This window comes from Streptomyces sp. NPDC001056 (genome assembly GCF_053598955.1).
The window spans coordinates 1-16,728 of record NZ_JBSFLI010000005.1 but is presented as its reverse complement, the minus strand read 5'-3'; the positions used below and the strand labels follow the sequence as shown (position 1 = coordinate 16,728).

18 protein-coding genes and 1 riboswitch are annotated in these 16,728 nt (G+C 72.5%); of the genes, 7 read left to right on the top strand and 11 right to left on the bottom strand.

The genetic code is table 11. From position 1 onward, the window contains the following. Positions 1-96: 96 nt before the first annotated feature. From ACWDD7_RS07935 to ACWDD7_RS07890, 10 genes are all read right to left on the bottom strand, one after another. Entirely contained in the window at positions 97-1,473 is a 1,377-nt protein-coding gene (locus ACWDD7_RS07935) for an NtaA/DmoA family FMN-dependent monooxygenase (protein ID WP_351873605.1), read from the bottom strand. Between the two features lie 19 nt (positions 1,474-1,492). Further along, positions 1,493-2,737, bottom strand: coding sequence for an LLM class flavin-dependent oxidoreductase (locus ACWDD7_RS07930; RefSeq protein WP_450456746.1), 1,245 nt, complete (start codon positions 2,735-2,737; stop codon positions 1,493-1,495). Between the two features lie 135 nt (positions 2,738-2,872). Continuing rightward, entirely contained in the window at positions 2,873-2,995 is a 123-nt protein-coding gene (locus ACWDD7_RS07925) for a putative leader peptide (protein WP_351873600.1), read from the bottom strand. A gap of 147 nt (positions 2,996-3,142) precedes the next feature. Beyond that, on the bottom strand, positions 3,143-4,162 hold the full coding sequence (locus tag ACWDD7_RS07920) for a transporter substrate-binding domain-containing protein (protein WP_450456745.1): 1,020 nt from the start codon (positions 4,160-4,162) through the stop codon (positions 3,143-3,145). A 40-nt stretch (positions 4,163-4,202) separates the two neighbouring features. Then, positions 4,203-4,994, bottom strand: a complete 792-nt coding sequence (locus ACWDD7_RS07915) for an amino acid ABC transporter ATP-binding protein (protein WP_450456744.1) — start codon at positions 4,992-4,994, stop codon at positions 4,203-4,205. After that, a complete protein-coding gene (locus ACWDD7_RS07910) occupies positions 4,991-5,971 on the bottom strand; it encodes an amino acid ABC transporter permease (RefSeq protein ID WP_450456743.1) in 981 nt (326 codons plus the stop codon). The genes ACWDD7_RS07915 and ACWDD7_RS07910 overlap by 4 nt, the downstream gene beginning before the upstream one ends. Before the next feature lie 200 nt (positions 5,972-6,171). Further along, a complete protein-coding gene (locus ACWDD7_RS07905; protein WP_351873590.1) occupies positions 6,172-6,321 on the bottom strand; it encodes a hypothetical protein in 150 nt (49 codons plus the stop codon). A gap of 31 nt (positions 6,322-6,352) precedes the next feature. After that, a riboswitch (SAM riboswitch) is annotated at positions 6,353-6,463 on the bottom strand. A 79-nt stretch (positions 6,464-6,542) separates the two neighbouring features. After that, positions 6,543-7,439, bottom strand: coding sequence for a glutathione S-transferase C-terminal domain-containing protein (locus tag ACWDD7_RS07900; protein ID WP_450456742.1), 897 nt, complete (start codon positions 7,437-7,439; stop codon positions 6,543-6,545). A gap of 255 nt (positions 7,440-7,694) precedes the next feature. Then, entirely contained in the window at positions 7,695-7,829 is a 135-nt protein-coding gene (locus tag ACWDD7_RS07895; RefSeq protein WP_351873585.1) for a putative leader peptide, read from the bottom strand. 99 nt (positions 7,830-7,928) lie between these two features. After that, the gene (locus ACWDD7_RS07890) at positions 7,929-9,380 is read right to left on the bottom strand and encodes a purine-cytosine permease family protein (RefSeq protein ID WP_450456741.1); all 1,452 of its coding nucleotides are present in this window, start codon (positions 9,378-9,380) and stop codon (positions 7,929-7,931) included. Between the two features lie 244 nt (positions 9,381-9,624). On the opposite strand from ACWDD7_RS07890, the gene ACWDD7_RS07885 reads away from it, so the two are divergent. Further along, entirely contained in the window at positions 9,625-11,064 is a 1,440-nt protein-coding gene (locus ACWDD7_RS07885; protein WP_450456740.1) for an amino acid permease, read from the top strand. A 79-nt stretch (positions 11,065-11,143) separates the two neighbouring features. Here ACWDD7_RS07885 and ACWDD7_RS07880 read toward each other — a convergent pair whose 3' ends face one another. After that, positions 11,144-11,485, bottom strand: coding sequence for a hypothetical protein (locus ACWDD7_RS07880; RefSeq protein WP_450456739.1), 342 nt, complete (start codon positions 11,483-11,485; stop codon positions 11,144-11,146). A 65-nt stretch (positions 11,486-11,550) separates the two neighbouring features. Between ACWDD7_RS07880 and ACWDD7_RS07875 the strand changes: the two genes are divergently transcribed. From ACWDD7_RS07875 to ACWDD7_RS07850, 6 genes are all read left to right on the top strand, one after another. Then, the gene (locus ACWDD7_RS07875) at positions 11,551-12,747 is read left to right on the top strand and encodes a sensor histidine kinase (RefSeq protein ID WP_450456738.1); all 1,197 of its coding nucleotides are present in this window, start codon (positions 11,551-11,553) and stop codon (positions 12,745-12,747) included. 94 nt (positions 12,748-12,841) lie between these two features. Continuing rightward, positions 12,842-13,666, top strand: a complete 825-nt coding sequence (locus ACWDD7_RS07870) for a LytR/AlgR family response regulator transcription factor (RefSeq protein ID WP_351873573.1) — start codon at positions 12,842-12,844, stop codon at positions 13,664-13,666. Further along, positions 13,659-14,033 carry a hypothetical protein gene (locus ACWDD7_RS07865; RefSeq protein ID WP_351873571.1) on the top strand — a complete coding sequence of 125 codons (375 nt, stop codon included), beginning with the start codon at positions 13,659-13,661 and terminating at the stop codon, positions 14,031-14,033. Before ACWDD7_RS07870 ends, ACWDD7_RS07865 begins: the two co-directional genes overlap by 8 nt. Positions 14,034-14,043: 10 nt before the next feature. After that, positions 14,044-15,603 carry a sodium/solute symporter gene (locus ACWDD7_RS07860; RefSeq protein ID WP_450456737.1) on the top strand — a complete coding sequence of 520 codons (1,560 nt, stop codon included), beginning with the start codon at positions 14,044-14,046 and terminating at the stop codon, positions 15,601-15,603. 261 nt (positions 15,604-15,864) lie between these two features. Further along, positions 15,865-16,491, top strand: coding sequence for an acetate uptake transporter (locus ACWDD7_RS07855; RefSeq protein WP_351873565.1), 627 nt, complete (start codon positions 15,865-15,867; stop codon positions 16,489-16,491). 43 nt (positions 16,492-16,534) lie between these two features. Continuing rightward, positions 16,535-16,728 (top strand): acetyl-coenzyme A synthetase N-terminal domain-containing protein (locus ACWDD7_RS07850; RefSeq protein ID WP_450456736.1); only part of this gene is annotated, 194 nt, incomplete at its 3' end.

The window sequence follows — 16,728 nt, the reverse complement described above, 5'->3', positions numbered from 1 at the left end:
GACGACACGGCCCATAGTCCGGCACCGGGGGAGCGGGCGCGTACGTCACCCACGGGGGAGGTGACGTACGCGCCCGCGCCGTTTCCCGCCGCTGTCCTACGAGGCGGCCCGCTCGGCCGGGACGACGGAGTCGGGATGCGCCAGGCCCAGGTGGTCGCGCAGGGTGGTGCCCTCGTAGTCCGCGCGGAAGACGCCCTGTTCCTGGAGGAGCGGGACGACCTTGTCGGCGAACGGGTCGAGGCCGCCCGGGGTGATGTGCGGGACGAGGATGAATCCGTCGGAGGCGTCCGCCTGCACGAACTCGTTGATGGTCCGGGCCACGGTGGCCGGGGCGCCCACGAAGGTCTGCCGGTTTCCGGTGTTGATCACCAGATCGCGGATGGACCACTTGTTGGCCTCCGCCAGCTCCCGCCACTCGCGCGCGACGGCGAGCGGGTCCCGGTACATCCGCACCTGGGCGCGGCCCCGGGAGATGTGCTCCTCGCCGACCAGCGGATCGATGTCGGGCAGCGGGCCCTCCGGGTCGTACGCCGACAGGTCGCGGTTCCAGACGAACTCCAGGTGCTTGATCGCGGTGGCGCCGCTGACCTGCTGCCCGCGCACCTCCAGGGCGAGTTCGGCGGCCTCGGCGTCCGTGTCACCGAGCACGAAGGTCGCGGCGGGCAGGATGAGCAGCTGGTCGGGGCGGCGGCCGTACGTGGCGAGCCGGCCCTTGACGTCGGCGTAGAAGGCCTGGCCCTCCTTCAGGTCGGAGTACCTGCTGAAGATGGCGTCCGCGCCGGCGGCGGCGAACTCGCGGCCCTCGTCGGAGTCGCCCGCCTGGAAGATCACCGGGCGGCCCTGCGGGGAGCGCGGCACGTTGAACCGGCCGTGGATGTCGAAGTGCTGTCCCTGGTGCACGAAGGCGCCTGCCCGGGCGTCCCGCAGGAAGGTGCCGCCCGCCTGGTCGGCGAGGATCTCGTCGGCACCCCAGGAGTCGAAGAGTTCGTTGGCGGTGGCGAGGAACTCCTTGGCGCGCGCATAGCGTTCCTCCTGCGGCAGGAAGCCGCCGCGGCGGAAGTTCTCCCCGGTGAAGGCGTCCCAGGAGGTGACGACGTTCCACGCGGAGCGGCCGCCGGAGAGATGGTCGAGGCTGGCGAACTGGCGGGCCACCTCGTAGGGCTCGTTGAACGTGGAGTTGATGGTGCCGGTCAGGCCGAGCCGGTCGGTGACGGCGGCCAGCGCGGCCAGCACCGTGAAGGTGTCCGGACGGCCGACCACGTCCAAGTCGTATATTTTTCCGCCCTGTTCGCGCAGGCGCAGGCCCTCGGCGAGGAACAGGAAGTCGAACTTGGCGCGTTCGGCGGTGCGCGCGAAGTGCACGAAGGAACTGAACTCGATGTGGCTGCCGGCGGCCGGGTCGCTCCACACGGTGGTGTTGTTGACGCCGGGGAAGTGGGCGGCCAGATGGATCTGCTTCAGCGGCTTGCTCATGGTCGTACGGTCCTCCGGCTCAGACGGCGGTGGCTGCGGCAGGGGCGGTGGGGGCGTAGCGGTTGGCGGGGCGGGCGAGGCCGAGCAGGCCGCGCAGGGTGTCCGCCGCGTAGGCGGTGCGGAACCGGTCCCGGCGCTGGAGTTCGGGCACCAGGTCGCGGCCGACGCGGGGCAGGTCGTGCCCGGCGACGGCGGGCCGCAGCCGGAATCCGGTCAGCCCGGCGCCCGCCGACTCCTCCAGGAGGTCGGCGAGCTGGGCCGCCGTACCGGTGAAGATCCGGGCGTCGCTGGTGTACGGCTCCCCCGCGAGCGTGTCCAGCCGCTCCCGCCGCGCCTCGGCCTCGGCCTGGCTGTCGTCCAGGAAGACCACGAGGTCACCGAAGACGTGCAGGGTCTCCCCCGCCCGCCCGGCCGCCTCCTGCTCGGCGCGGATCTCGGCCACGATCGCGCGGGCGTCCGCCGTGTCGCGCGGGGTGACGAACCCGACATCGGCCTGGCGGGCCAGCAGCCGGTACGGCACGGTGCCGTGGCCGAGGGCGGTGACCAGCGGCTGCCCCTGGGGCGGGCGGGGCGTGATGGAGGGGCCCTTGACGCTGAAGAAGCGGCCCTCGAAGTCGATGTGGTGCAGCTTGTCCCGGTCGACGAAGCGGCCCGTCGCGCGATCGCGTATCTCGGCGTCGTCCTCCCAGCTGTCCCAGAGTCTGCGCACCACCTCCACGTAGTCGGCGGCCTCGTCGAGCAGATCGGTGACCAGCGCTTGGGCGTCCGGGCTGTCGTACGCCTCGATCCGGTCGACGGTGCGGCGGCCGAAGTGGTCCGCCTCGTTCGGCCGGGCGGTGATCCGCACCCGCAGGCCCGCGCGGCCGGTGCTGACGTAGTCGAGGGTGGCGATCGCCTTGGAGATGTGGAACGGCTCGGTGTGGGTGGCGACCACGGTCGGGACCAGGCCGATGTGCCGGGTGAGCGGCGCGACGCGGGCGGCGACGAGGACCGCGTCGAGCCGGCCGCGGACCTGGTCGGTGCGGTCGTCCGGATCCAGCGGGTGCGAGGACTGCGGCCCGAGGCCGTCCTCGATGGTCACGAAGTCGAGCAGGCCCCGCTCGGCCTCGGCGACCAGGCCGGCCCAGTATCCGGCGGTGAGCAGTTCCCGGGGGCGGGCGACCGGTTCCCGCCAGGACGCGGGGTGCCAGCCGGTGCCGTCCAGGGCGACGGCGAGGTGGAGGTGGCGGTGTTCGGGATGGTCGAAAGGAGTGGCAGAGGACACGAGTTGGGCGCCTTCCTGGGTGTCCGTACGAGGGCGCGCCGGGCCGCGCCGGTGGCGGGGCACGGCGGCGGGCGGGCACGGCGGGACGGGAGATCCGCGCGGCCGTGGAAACCGGGGCTGAACAGGGGGGAAGCGTCAGGGGCGACAGAGCGTGCCGGCCACGCGCTGGAGGTCGATGTGGGGCCGGGAGTGCAGCACGGCGGAACGGGCGGTCCGCAGGACGCGCGCGCACGGGAGGCGCCTGGGGTCCTCGGTCATGTCCGCCACCTCCGTCCACCGCTGCCGGCGTGCTCGGCGGGCCGCGTGTGCGGGCCCGCGCATATCTCGTCGTGAGTCACAACGTCCCGGCCCCACCGGGTGTTCCCGGCCGCACTCCGCGGGGCCGGGGAGTGCGGCGTTCGCTCGTCAGGAGTCGCCGAGCGGCAGTCCGGGCGGGTTGACCTGGGACGTGGCCACGGCCTCGGTGGAGAGGTTGTAGGCGGCCAGCCATTTCGCGTACTGCCCGTTCTTGATCAGGTGGTTGACGGCGTCCGCGATGGGCCGGGCCAGGCCGCTGTTCTTCTTCGTGGTGGCCGCGATCAGCCCCTGGAGGCCCGCGCCCGCGCCGGAGTAGGTGCCCGCGCTGCGGGTGGGGTTCGGCGACTTCGCGGTCTGGGTGACGTGGTAGGCGACGCCGGGGTTGGCCCCGAAGTAGGCGTCGATCCGGCCGCCGGTCAGCGCGAGGTAGGTGGCGTTCTTGCTCGCGTAGTGCTTGACGGTGAGGGTCTTGCCCCGCGCCTTCAGCTTGCGCTGCCACTCCAGGAGGATCTTCTCCTGGTTGGTGCCGTTGTCGACGGCGACGGTCTTCCCGGCGAGGTTCTCGTAGTTGCCGGCGAACTCCCAGGTGCTCTTCTTCAGCACCTCGAAGCCCACGTTGTCCTTGCGGTACGAGGCGAAGTCGTACTTCTTCTTGCGTTCCTCGGTGTCGGTGATGTTCGCGAAACCGACGTCGGCCTTGCCGCTGTCGATGCCGACGAACATGTTCTCCCAGGTGGCGTTGGACAGTCGGGGTTCCAGTCCGAGGACCGCGGCGACCAGACGGCCGAAGTCGGGCTCCGCGCCGGTGAGGGTCTTCTGGTCGCCGCCGATGTAGGCGAGCGGCGGAAAGCCGTCGGGCAGCGCGCCCACGACGATGTTCAGGGTGCCCCTCTCGCGGACGGCGGCGGGCAGTTCGGCGTTGAGGGACTTCACCTCGGAGACCTTCAACCCGGTCGGTCTGGCGGCGCCGTTGGACACCCTGCCCACGGTGACCGTGCCGGCGGTGTCGGTCGTGGTGGCCGCGTCGCCGTTCCCGCCGCAGGCGGCGAGGGAGCCGGTGAGGGAGGCGACCACGGCGGCCGCGGTCAGGCCGCGTATCAGGCTGGGTCGGGTGCGGTGGATGGGCATGGCTGTCCTTGTCGTTCGGTGGTGCGGTGAAGGGGATGGCTCAGAGGACCCTGGCGAGGAAGTCCCGGGTGCGCGCGTGCCGCGGTCGGTCCAACACCTCGTCTGGCGGGCCCTGTTCGACGATCCGTCCGCCGTCGATGAAGACGATCCGGTCGGCGACCTCGCGGGCGAAGCCGATCTCGTGGGTGACGATGACCAGGGTGGTACCACTGGTGGCGAGGTCCCTGATGACGGAGAGGACCTCGCCGACGAGTTCCGGGTCGAGCGCGGAGGTCGGCTCGTCGAAGAGGATGATGCCGGGGCGCAGCGCGAGAGCGCGGGCGATGGCGACGCGCTGTTGCTGGCCTCCGGACAACTGGCGCGGGTAGGCGCCGGTGCGGTCGCCGAGCCCGACCCGGGCGAGCAACTCCCGTGCGAGAACGCGGGCTTCGGTCCTGCCGAGGCGTCCGACGGCGACCGGCGCGGCGGCCACGTTGTCGAGGGCGGTCAGGTGCGGGAAGAGGTTGAAGTTCTGGAAGACGAACCCGATCCGGCTGCGCTGGGCGAGGATGGCGCGTTCGGCGCGTTCCTTCAGCCGGCCGCCGGTGCCGCGTCTGACGCCGATCAGTTCGCCGCCGACGCTGACATGGCCGATCTCGGGCTTCTCCAGGTGGTTGACGACCCGGAGCAGGGTGGACTTGCCTGAGCCCGAGGGCCCGATGACGACGGTGACCTCGCCGGGGCGCACGGTCAGGTCGATGCCGTCCAGGACGCGGTGGGTGCCGTACCACTTGTGGACGTTGTGCACCTCCAGCGCGACCGGGGCCGTCTCGGGGGTGGTGGGGGCGGTCATACGGCGGCCTCCCCGCGCAGCCGGGCCCGGAATCCGGTGAGCCCCGCGCGCGCCTTCTCCAGCGGGGTCGGCGGCAGGGTGCGGGTGGCTCCCCGCGCGAAGTACCGCTCGACGTAGAACTGGACGACGGACACGGCGCTGGTCAGGACCAGGTACCAGACGGTGGCGACGAGCAGCAGCGGCACGATGTCGCCGGGGTAGGTGCTGCCCATGCTCTGCACGGAGCCGAACAGGTCGAGCAGGGACACGTAGAACACCAGTGACGTGCTCTTGACCAGGCCGATCAGCTGGTTGACGTAGTTGGGCGTGATGGAGCGCAGCGCCTGCGGCAGGACGATCCGGGTGAACCGGTAGCCCTTGGGCAGGCCGAGCGCGGCGGCCGCCTCGTGCTGGCCCTGGTCGACGGAGAGCAGCCCGCCGCGCACCACCTCGGCCGCGTACGCCGCCTCGTTGAGGCCGAGTCCGATGACGGCGACCGTCATGTCGGTGGCGAGCTTCGACTCGTCGAAGGTGACGAAGGCGGGCCCGAAGGGGATGCCGAGGCTCAACGTCCGGTACAGGGCACCGAAGTTGTAGAGGAAGATCAGAACGACGATCAGCGGGACCGAGCGGAACAGCCAGGTGTAGGTCCAGCTGACGGCGCGCAGCACCGGGTTGCCGGACTGCCGCGCGAGGGCCAGCAGCACGCCGCCCACGAGGCCCGACACGGCGCTGAGGGCGGTGACTTCGAGGGTCACGAGGAGACCGTCGAGGAGGGTGGGCCGCAGGAACCAGTACCGGAACCGGTCCCACTGGTAGAAGGGGTTCGCGGCCAGGCCGTGCGCGATCTGTGCGACGACCACCAGGACGACGGCGGTGGCGATCCACCGGCCGGGTCGGCGCAGCGGCTGAACTCGCTGTGCCTCAAGGCGTTTCGGGGGCTCTTGGGCGGGCGGCGCGTCGGCGGGCGAGACGGCGGCGCCTGGGGATTGATTCATGGCGGGCTCCGGCGGAGGGCGGGGCATCCCGGGTACGACGGACCGGGCGCGCCCCGCCGCGCGGCTCGGGGCACACGGCGGGACGCGTCGGAACGCGCGGGAGCGATAACGGAGTTGGTCCGGAAAGCGGGGAACGGGCGGACCGGGGGCCGCGGAGACGGCGTGCCCGGTGCGCGGCCGGCCGGGCTGGAGGGCGGAGGTCAGCCCCGGCAGCCGCGGGCCGCGCCCGGCGCGGTACACAGCGCGCTGCTGACGCGCAGCAGGTCGACGGCACGGTCCGCGACCAGGGCGGCGCGCGGCGGTACGCAGCCCTGGGGGCGGCTCAGGGCCGTCCTGGAAGCTGCGTACATGGCGTCACCTGTCACTGTTCGGGCCCTGGGGGCCGCGCGCTTACCGAAGTCGTCGTCCGGTCCGGTCGTCACCTGGGGCACCCCACCGCGTCGCGAGGGTTGCCGGTCAGCAAGCCAGGGCTTGGCGCTGACACTCATGACCGCATCTGAGCCGCAAGTAAGGCAGTCGGCGCCGCGAATGTCAACGGCTGTCCGCCAGATGGACAGTCGCGGGCCCGGTCTCACCAGCAGGAAGCGTCCGGGGAGTCGGCCGTGTGGGCCACCCAGTCCAGGATCTGGACGGCGGCTCCGGCTGCCTCCAGGCCCCGGCAACGGCCCTGATGGCGGCGGGCGATGCCGACGAGGTCGAGGTGGCGCCCGAAGGCGGGGTGGGCGGTGAGCCGCCGGGCATAGGCCCACAGGGCCCGGTGCTCGGCGATCCGCCGCACGGCGGAGGCGTCGAGGTGGCAGCGGTGCACGGTGTCCAACCACACGAGCGACACCCACAGTTCGATGTCGGCCGCGGTGAGCCGGCCGCCGGCCAGGTGGTCCTCCCCCGTCAGCCGCCGCTCCAGGCGGCCCAGGGTGTCCAGCAGCACACCGAGGGCGGCGGCCCGCTCGGCCGGTCCCGCACCGGCGTCTCCCGCGCGCTGGGCGGCTCCCTCGATCCCCTCGGCGCACATCCGCTCGACGGCTTCGAGCACGGACTCCGAGCCGGGCGGGAACAGCGGCCCTCGGCCGGCGCGCGGGAAGCGGTCCAGGTCGCGCAGGATGTCGGCCGCGCGGGTGCTGACGATGCGGCCGGACCACTCGTCGCTGAGCACCGGCGCGAGCGCCGGGCCCCGGTAGCGGTGGGCGCTCGCCTCGTACAGCGGGCGCAGCTCGGCGTGGCCGCCGTCGTGGCCGTCCGGGAGGGCGGGCAGGAAGGTGACCGGACAGCTGCCGCCCAGGCCGAGGAGGGTGTGGCCGACGGCGAGGCGGAGCCCGTCGGGACAGGCGGTGGACAGATGGAGGCGGTAGCGGTGGGGCACGGCGTAGTGGCCGCTGCGCGCGTCGCGGCCGAGCCTGCCCCGGAAGACGGGCGCGGCGATGCGGTGGGCGGGCGGGACGGCGGCGGCGGCGAGCGGAGTGATGGTCATGCGTCTCCCCGGGTTCGTGGGCGTACGAGGGGCCCCGTCGGCGGGAGCCGCCGGGCGGGGCCGGGAGGGCCGGATGAGGTGGACGTGGGGTCTGGTCCCGCGCGAGGCACGGAGCTGGTCCGGGGCCGGGTGGGGGCCTGGTCCGGGGCCGGGTGGGGGCCTGGTCCGGTACCTGGCTCCGTGCGCGGAGCCTGATCCGGCGCGGGCCGGGCGCGCGCCGACCGTGTCAGCGAGGGGCGCGCGGGGTCCCGGACCTCAGCGCGGGCCGCCCAGGGCGCTGCTGACGCGCAGCAGATCGATGTGCCGGCGGGAGGTGAGCAGGGGGGTGCTGGGCGAGGTGCGCGACGGTGTCCGGCCTGCTCGGCCGGTGACCGCTTCGAGGCGCGCCATGATTTCCTACCCGTTCACTAGGATTCCCTGTCGGGAGTCTCGATCCCCCTCGGCCGGGCGTCAAGAGGGTGTCCACCGTCAGGGACGAGGGCCCGCTTCTCAGGGCTCCCGGTGCTCGTGCGCCGCCCGTTCCAGTTCCTCCGCCTCGGCCCTCGCGAGCCGTGCCTCCGCCTCGACGTCGAGGGAGCGGGTCAGCCACCAGTACAGGAGCGCGGAGACGGGCAGCCCGATGAACAGGGAGATGTCCGCGCCGCCGAGCGCCTTCGCAGCGGGGCCGACGTACAGGGTGCCGACGGAGCAGAACGGGACCATCGCGGCGAAGCCGACCAGGTAGGAGATGATGCCGTGCCAGCCCCAACGGCCGTAGATGCCAAGGGGGTTGAAGATCTCGGCGACCGCGTAGTGGCCGCGGCGCACCACGTAGTAGTCCATCAGGTTGACCGCGGTCCACGGGATGAACAGATAGAGCACCAGCAGCAGGAAGTCGTTGAAGTCGGCCAGGAAGTGCGCGGTGGCGACGAGCGCGCCGATCACGGACAGCGCGGCGGTGAGGGCGAGGGCGAGCAGCCGTACGGCGAGCGTCGGCCGTACCCGTCGTACCGAGTCGATGGCGCTGATGAGCGTCAGCGAACCGCCGTACATGTTGAGCGCGGTGACGGAGACGAGGCCGAGCGCGGCGAAGAGCAGCACGATCGCGCCGAAGCCGTCGAAGACCTTGTCGCCGGCGGCGCCGATGGAGGTGACGGTCTCGAAGTGCGCCCCCGCCCAGGCCGCGAGCAGCGCCCCGAGGACCATCATCCAGATGCCGCCGAGCGCGGAGCCGAAGTAGGTCCAGTAGAAGGTCTTGCGGACGGTCACGTCCGGCGGGAGGTAGCGGGAGTAGTCCGAGACGTAGATGGCCCAGCTGATCTGGTAGCCGGCGACCACGCCGAACTGGGCGAGGAACGGCGTCCACTTGAAAGCGCCGAGGTCGAAGGAGCCCGCCGGGTAGTGCAGGGTGAGCAGGATGCCGACGGTGAAGATCCCGAAGACCACCAGGAAGACGTAGGTCAGGATCCGTTCCGCCTTGTGGATGATGTCGTAGCCCACCAGGGCGATCACGAGGGCTACGACGGTGACCGCGAGCACCCAGGGCTCGACCCCGCCGTGCAGCGTGGTGTGCAGGGCGTCGGCGGCGAGGATGCTGTTGAAGACGTTGAAACCGGCGTACTGCACATAGGCGAAGAGCCACACCAGGAGGGCGCCGACATAGCCGAACTGGGGCCGCGACTGGATCATCTGCGGCAGGCCCAGCTGCGGGCCCTGGGCGGAGTGGAAGGCCATGAAGAAGGTGCCGAGGACGGTCCCGGCGACGATGGCCAGCAGCGACCAGACGAGGTTGCCGCCGCCGGTGACGCCGATCAGCCCCACCGCGAGGGTGGCGATCTGGGCGTTGGACATGAACCACAGGGGTCCCAGGTGCCACAGCTTGCCGTGCCGCTCGTTCAGCGGGACGTAGTCGATGGACCGGACCTCGATCCCGGACACCCTGCCCTGTGCGGACATGCTCATGTCGCCTCCCGAAGCCCGCTCGCCCCTCGGATCACATGGTGCACCGGTGGGGGTCCGCTGAGGAGGTCCCGGACGGGGGCGCCGGAGATATCGCGGCCCGAGGGGTCCCGCGGCTCAGTTTTTGCGTGTACGGAATGCCCGGACGCGACAAGAAACGGCGATTTTGCGACAGGTAGGGGCATCGCCGACCATGGCTGGGTCCCGGCGATCCCGGGACATCGGCTTGATGAGAGGCGCACCACCCATGCACGTCACCGGAACCGCTCCCCTGCCGGCTCCGGCCCCCTCGGAGACCCTCGCGGCCCCCGTCGAGGACCCCCAGGACTCGCCCGGCCGGCACGCGCGCCGGTTCGGGCTCCCCGTGGCCACCGCGCTGGTCATGGGCAACATCATCGGCGGCGGCATCTTCCTGCTCCCCGCCTCCATCGCTCCCTACGGCACGGTCAGCCTGGTCGCCTTCGGCGTGCTGACCATCGGCGCCATCGCCCTCGCGCTGACCTTCGGCAGGCTCGCCGCGCGCGATCCCCGTACCGGCGGCCCGTACGTCTACGCCCGCGAGGCGTTCGGCGACTTCGCGGGCTTCCTCGCGGCATGGTCGTACTGGATCACCACCTGGGTGTCGAACGCCGCCCTCGCCGTGGCCGCCGTCGGCTATCTGGACGTGCTGGTCCCGGTGGGCGGACACCGCTGGACCGCGTGTCTGGCCGCGCTGGTGATCCAGTGGCTGCCCGCGCTCGCCAACTTCGCCGGCACCCGCTACGTGGGCGCCGTGCAGCTGGTCTCCACGGTGCTGAAGTTCGTGCCGCTGCTGCTCGTCGCGGTCGGCGGGCTGTTCTTCTTCGACCCCTCCCGGCTCGGGCCGTTCAACTCCAGCGGCCGTGGCGCGATCGGCGCGGTGTCCGCCTCCGCGGCCCTGCTGCTCTTCTCCTACCTCGGCGTGGAGTCCGCCGCGGTGAGCGCCGGTGAGGTCAGGAACGCCCGACGCAACGTGGGCCGCGCGACCGTGATCGGCACCGCGGGCGCCGCGCTGGTGTACCTGCTGGGCACGCTGTCCGTGTTCGGTACGGTCCCGCACCACCGCCTCGTCGACTCCACCGCGCCCTTCTCGGACGCCGTGAACGCGATGTTCGGCGGCAGCTGGGGCGGCTGGGCGGTGGCGCTCGCCGCGCTGGTGTCGATGGTCGGCTGCCTGAACGGCTGGACCCTGCTCAGCGCCCAGACCCCGTACGCCGCCGCGCGCGACGGCCTCTTCCCGGCCGCCTTCACCCGGCGCCGCCGGGGCGTGCCGACGGTCGGCGTCGGCGTCACCGTGGTGCTCGCCTCCCTCCTCACCACCTACAACTACTTCTCCGGCTCCGGCAAGGTCTTCGAGGTCCTGGTCCTCGTCACGACCTTCACCGCGACCGTCCCCTATCTGCTGGCCACCGCCGCCCAGCTCTTCCACCTCGTCTCCGGCCGCGCCGACGCGGTGAACCGGGCCCGTCTGATCCGCGACTCCGTGATCACCGCCGTCGCCGCCGGCTTCTCCCTGTGGCTCATGGCCGGCGCCGGCTACGCCGCCGTCTACCAGGGCGCCCTCTTCCTCTTCGCCGGCGTCGTCGTCTACGCCGTGATGGCGGCACGCCGCAGCCGCCGCGGCACGACGGCGGAGCCGGCCGTCACGGAGCCGGTGACCGCCGGGTAGCACGGCCGGCGGGTCAGGTCGTACGGCGAGCCGGACCGTCAGCCGCTGTGGTGGGAGGGGTTCTCCGCGTTCTTCAGGGTCACGGTGATGGTGGCCCCGGCGGGCTCGCTGACGGCCTGGTGACCGTCCGGGCCGGTGCCGGCCGGGGTCGCGGTGTCGGTGTGTCCGTGTCCGTGTCCGTGTCCGTGTCGGTGTCGGTGTCGGTGTCGGTGTCGGTGTCGGTGTCGGTGTCGGTGTCGGTGTCGGTGTCGGTGTCGGTGTCGGTGTCGGTGTCGGTGACACGGCATACCTTGCGGTCGCCGGTGCCGGTGCCGTCGCCGTATCCCTTCGCGGCCTTGCGGCAGTCCTGGAGGTCGGCGCGGGTGCCACCCCCCGATCTGTTCCGTCCGACCGCGACCGCGGGCGCCGCCCCTCCCGTCACCCCGGACTCCCGGCCCCCCCGGTCAGGTCGCCCGGTGTTCCGCCGGGAGGGCTACCTTGTCCGGTATGACAGGCAGATTCTGGCGGCCCGGGCGGCTGCGCCGGCACACCGGTTTCGACGGGCGGGCCGGACAGGCGGCCTTCGAGGCGCTGCACCGTACGTCCCTGGCGGCCCCGGCGTTGCGTGGCGGGCTGACCGAGGCGTCGGCCGGCGCGGCCGCACGTCATCTGCGCGAGCTGCTGGGCGCGCCGGGGCTCGCCCTCACCGACACCGAGCGGGTGCTGGCCTGGGACGGTGCCGGGCGGCACCACGGCGCGGGCGCGGCGGACCTGGCGGCGGACGTGCTGGCCGGCGGCGGGAGTGCCGTGCTGAAGGCGGACCGGGTGTGGTGCGGCGACCTGCGCTGCGAGCTGCGGGAGGCCGTCGTGGCGCCGCTGGTGGTGGAGGACCGGATCGAGGGCGCGCTGCTGGTCTACGCCCCGGGTGTGTCGGCGGGCCTGGTCCGGGCCGCCGGTGAGGTGGCGCGCTGGACCTCCGGTCAGCTGGAACTCGCGGAGATGCACCGGTCCCGTACCCGCCTGGTGGAGGCAGAGCTGCGGGCGCTGCGCGCGCAGATCTCCCCGCACTTCTCGTGCAACGCGCTGACCGCGATCGCCTCGCTCGTGCGCACCGATCCGCAGCGGGCGCGTGAGCTGCTGCTGGACTTCGCCGACTTCACGCGCTACTCCTTCCGTCGCCACGGCGAGTTCACGACGCTGGCGGAGGAGTTCCGCTCGATCGGCCAGTATCTGGTGCTGGAACAGGCACGCTTCGGCGACCGGCTGCGCGTCGATGTCCAGGCGGCCGTGGAGGTGCTGCCGGTGGCGGTGCCGTTCCTGTGTGTGCAGCCGCTGGTCGAGAACGCGGTGCGGCACGGTTTCGAGGGCAGCACCGGCCCGGGGCGGATCACGGTGCTCGCGGGGGACGTGGGCGCGGAGGCGCACATCACGGTGGAGGACGACGGGGCCGGCATGGACCCCGAGAAGCTGCGACGCATCCTGGTCGCGGGTGACACGGTCGCGTCGGGCGGCGGCGGTTCGGGCGGAGTGGGCCTCGGCAACGTCGACGCCAGACTGCGACGGGTGTACGGCGACGCGTACGGGCTGGTGATCGAGACCGCGCCCGGAGCGGGCACCAAGGTGCGGCTGCGGATCCCCAAGTACCGGGCGGGGGTGACGGCCCCGCCGGCCGCCGGGGGTGGGCAGTTCTCCGGGCACACGTGAGGCACTCGATCGACCGAAATCCCTCTACGCTTGTGGCCAAGCCCACACGCCCCAAGAGATTGACCAGGTATGCGCGCAATGCTCATATTTGCGCATGCTGCGCATTCTGGTGGTCGACGACGAGCCACACGCCCGCGACGAGCTGGCCTACCTGCTCGGACTGAACCAGGGCGTGGGCCCCGTCGAATGCGCGGCGGACGGCGCCGCGGCGCTGCTGGCGCTGGACCGCGCGCTGGCCCACCACCAGGCCGTGGACGCGGTCTTCCTCGACATCCGCATGCCGGGCCTGGACGGGTTGGAGGTGGCCAGGGTCCTGTCCCGCTTCGCCGAGCCGCCGCCGGTCGTGTTCGTCACCGCGTACGACGACTTCGCGGTGCCCGCCTTCGAGGTACGAGCCCTCGACTACCTGCTCAAGCCCGTCCGCGCCGAGCGGCTCGCGGAGACCGTCCGGCGGATCGCCGAGCGGCGGACGCCGTCCTCCGTGTTCCCGGAACCCGCCCCCGTACCGCCACCCGCACCCGCGCCACCACCCGCGCCCCCGGCGGAGCCTGCCGCGGCCGACGAGACGATCCCCGTGGAGATGTCGGGAGTCACCCGTTTCGTGCAGCGCTCCGAGGTGCGCCACGTGGAGGCGTGCGGCGACTACGTGCGTCTCCACCTCGAATCCGACAGCTGTCTGCTGCGGGCCCCGCTGTCCAGCCTGGAGGAGCAGTGGCAGGACGCCGGATTCGTGCGGGTGCACCGCCGCTACCTCGTCGCCACCGGCCACATCGAGGAGCTGCTGGCCGACTCCGGCCGGCTGTCGGTGCGGGTGGCCGGCACCGTGCTGCCGGTCAGCCGTCGCAGCAGCCGCCGGCTCCGCGAACTGATGCTGCCCGCTTCCGGCCTCCCGCGCGGCGGAAGGACCGCCCATGGGTGACCCGTCCAGGCGTGTGAGCGTCACCCATCCCCGTACCCGCGCCGCCCGGCCCGGCCGGCGGGACGCGGCGGTGCGCGACATACACGAGCAGACCCCGCTCGGCGAGGTCTACATGAAGGCGCTGATGCGCACCCAGCTCCGGCTGGGGCTGCTGGTGTGCGCCGCGGTCTTCCTGCCGCTGGCCGCCCTGCCGCTGCTGCTCGGGCGCGTACCGGTGCCGCACTGGGCCCGGCCGTGGGGCGCCGGGCTGCCGTGGCTGGTCCTGGGGCTGCCCGTCTACGCGCTGCTGGTGGCGGCCGGAGCCTGCTACGTCCGCCGGGCCGAGCGCAACGAACGCGACTTCGACGAACACGTCCGCCGCTCGTGAAGCCATGTCGATGAACGCACCGGCGAACCTGATCGCCGTCCTCCTCGTCGTGGCCGTGACCGTGGGCATCGGCGGCTACGGCCTGCGGTCCCGTTCCACCCCGGACTTCTACGTCGCGTCGCGCACGGTCTCGCCGCTGCGCAACGCGGCCGCCGTGAGCGGCGAGTACATCTCGGCCGCCTCCTATCTGGGCATCGCCGGGCTGCTGGCGACGTACGGAAGCACGATGCTCTGGTACGGCATCGGATACACGGCCGGTTATCTGGTGCTGCTCGTCCTGGTGGCCGCCCCGCTGCGCCGGTCGGGGGCCTACACCGTCTCCGACTTCGCCGAGGCACGCCTCGGCTCGATGGCGGTGCGGCGGACGGCCACCGTGTTCGTCGTCCTCATCGGACTGCTCTACCAGGTGCCTCAGCTGCTGGGCGCGGGGCTCGCCCTGCAGACGGCCCTCGGCGCGCCCGCCTGGTCGGGCACCGTGCTGGTCACCGCGGTGGTGCTGGTGAGCGTGATCACCGGAGGCATGCGCAGTGTCACGCTCGTCCAGTCCGTCCAGTACTGGTTGAAACTGACCGCGCTCGCCGTCCCGGCCGTGGTCCTGCTGCTCGTCTGGCGCGGCGTCTGGCACCCGGCCGGCAGCCCGCCCCCCGTCGCCCCCGTGCAGCCGGTGGCCGGGCACACCGGCGGACACGAACTCTACGGCGTCTACTCGCTGATGGTGGCCACGTTCCTCGGGACGATGGGTCTGCCGCACGTCACCGCCCGCTTCTACACCAACCCCGACGGCCGCGCGGCCCGCCGCACCACGGTGGGCGTCCTCGGCCTGCTCGGTGTCTTCTACCTGCTGCCCGAGGTGTACGGCGGACTCGGCAGGCTCTACGCGCCGGGTCCGGCCGCGGGGAACCGGGTGGACACCGAGGTGCTGCTGCTGCCCGGACGGCTGGTGCCGGGCACCACGGGACAACTGCTCACGGCGCTGGTGGTCGCGGGTGCCTTCGCCGCGTTCCTGTCGACCTGCTCCGGGCTGGCCCTGTCCGTGGCCGCCGTGCTGTCGCAGGACCTGTTCGGCGGGGACGTACGGGGCTTCCGCCGGGCCGCCGCGCCGGCGGTCGTGGTGCCCTGCGGGATCGCGCTGCTGCTGTCGGGGAGCGGCATGTCCGTCGCGCACGAGGTCGGTCTGATCTTCTCCGTGGCCGCCTCCACGTTCTGTCCGCTGCTGGTCCTGGGCATCTGGTGGCGGCGGTTGACCGCGGCCGGGGCCGTCGCCGGGATGCTGGTCGGCGGCGGGCTGTCGGCGGCGGCCCTGACGCTCACGCTGCTGGGGGTGGGCGGCCCCGGGTGGGCGGGGGCCCTGCTCTCCGAGCCCGCGGCCTGGAGCGTTCCGGCGGCGTTCCTGACCATGGTGGGCGTCTCCCTGCTCACCCCCGGCAAGGTGCCCGCCGCGGCCTCCGTGATGCTGGCCCGGCTGCACCTGCCGGAGGCGCTGGCGGCGGGCGCGGCCGGCCGCTCGGCAACGGATGGCGACCGTTCGTCCCAGCACCCCGCCCGTTCGTCGCGCAACGGCCACCGCTGACCGACAAGTCCCGTACGAGGGCTCCCCGTCGGGGCAGGTGTGCCGCACAGTAACCGACCAGAGAAAGGCACCGGCAAGGCCCGGCCGGCCGTACCCCCCGACCGGGACCGGCAACCGGACCTGCCCTGTCCGTCCGCGCACTCGCGCCCCGGACACACCCGTAGCCCGATACACGCCACTCCTGCGTGCCGTCGTGTCTGCGCCCCGCACCGCCTCGCTCCCGGACCCGTGTCCGAGCCCTCTTCGACGAAGGACCGCACCATGACCGACACCCAGACGCCCGGCACCGACGAGCGGACCCCGGCAAGCCCCGCAGCCCCCCAGATCGCCGACCCCGGCCCCCTGGGCCTGGCGGCCTTCGCCCTCACCACCTTCGTGCTCTCCGTCTTCAACGCCGGCCTGATCAAGGACGGCTCCCTGGAGGCCGTGGTGCTGCCGCTCGCCCTGTTCTACGGCGGTATCGCCCAGGTGCTCGCCGGAATGTGGGAGTTCCGCAAGAACAACACCTTCGGCGCCGTGGCCTTCGTCTCCTACGGCAGCTTCTGGCTCTCCTTCGCGGCCTACGTCGAGTTCATCGCCCCGAAGCTGCCGGCGGCCCACGCCTACCAGGCCACCGGCCTGTTCCTGCTCGCCTGGACCATCTTCACCGTCTACATGACGATCATCACGATCCGGATCAACGGTGTCCTGTTCGCCGTGTTCACGGTGCTGTCGGTGACCTTCGCACTGCTTGCCGCCGGCGCGCTGGGGCAGAACGCGGGCGTGTCGCACGCCGGCGGCTGGGCCGGCCTGATCACCGCGCTGCTGGCCTGGTACGGCTCGTTCGCCGGAGTGGCCAACGCCACCTGGAAGAACAAGACCCTGCCCACCTGGCCGTTCGCGGGCTGATCCCGCCACCGCCGCCCACCCGATCGACGACGACGGAGTTCTGATGAGTGACAAGAGCCTGGCCAACCTGCTGAAGGAAGAACGCAGGTTCGCGCCCCCCGCCGACCTGGCCGCGCACGCCAACGTCACCGCGGAGGCGTATGAACAGGCCAGCGCTGACCGGCTCGGCTTCTGGGCCGCCCAGGCCCGCCGGCTGACCTGGGCCAAGGAACCGACCGAGACGCTGGACTGGTCGAA

Bases quoted from the DNA above. Each gene is read 5' to 3' on its own strand.
- ACWDD7_RS07935 (WP_351873605.1), bottom strand. From the start codon at position 1,473: ATGAGCAAGCCGCTGAAGCAGATCCATCTGGCCGCCCACTTCCCCGGC.
- ACWDD7_RS07925 (WP_351873600.1), bottom strand. From the start codon at position 2,995: ATGACCGAGGACCCCAGGCGCCTCCCGTGCGCGCGCGTCCTGCGGACC.
- ACWDD7_RS07920 (WP_450456745.1), bottom strand. From the start codon at position 4,162: ATGCCCATCCACCGCACCCGACCCAGCCTGATACGCGGCCTGACCGCG.
- ACWDD7_RS07915 (WP_450456744.1), bottom strand. From the start codon at position 4,994: ATGACCGCCCCCACCACCCCCGAGACGGCCCCGGTCGCGCTGGAGGTG.
- ACWDD7_RS07910 (WP_450456743.1), bottom strand. From the start codon at position 5,971: ATGAATCAATCCCCAGGCGCCGCCGTCTCGCCCGCCGACGCGCCGCCC.
- ACWDD7_RS07905 (WP_351873590.1), bottom strand. From the start codon at position 6,321: ATGTACGCAGCTTCCAGGACGGCCCTGAGCCGCCCCCAGGGCTGCGTA.
- ACWDD7_RS07900 (WP_450456742.1), bottom strand. From the start codon at position 7,439: ATGACCATCACTCCGCTCGCCGCCGCCGCCGTCCCGCCCGCCCACCGC.
- ACWDD7_RS07895 (WP_351873585.1), bottom strand. From the start codon at position 7,829: ATGGCGCGCCTCGAAGCGGTCACCGGCCGAGCAGGCCGGACACCGTCG.
- ACWDD7_RS07890 (WP_450456741.1), bottom strand. From the start codon at position 9,380: ATGAGCATGTCCGCACAGGGCAGGGTGTCCGGGATCGAGGTCCGGTCC.
- ACWDD7_RS07885 (WP_450456740.1), top strand. From the start codon at position 9,625: ATGCACGTCACCGGAACCGCTCCCCTGCCGGCTCCGGCCCCCTCGGAG.
- ACWDD7_RS07875 (WP_450456738.1), top strand. From the start codon at position 11,551: ATGACAGGCAGATTCTGGCGGCCCGGGCGGCTGCGCCGGCACACCGGT.
- ACWDD7_RS07870 (WP_351873573.1), top strand. From the start codon at position 12,842: ATGCTGCGCATTCTGGTGGTCGACGACGAGCCACACGCCCGCGACGAG.
- ACWDD7_RS07865 (WP_351873571.1), top strand. From the start codon at position 13,659: ATGGGTGACCCGTCCAGGCGTGTGAGCGTCACCCATCCCCGTACCCGC.
- ACWDD7_RS07860 (WP_450456737.1), top strand. From the start codon at position 14,044: ATGAACGCACCGGCGAACCTGATCGCCGTCCTCCTCGTCGTGGCCGTG.
- ACWDD7_RS07855 (WP_351873565.1), top strand. From the start codon at position 15,865: ATGACCGACACCCAGACGCCCGGCACCGACGAGCGGACCCCGGCAAGC.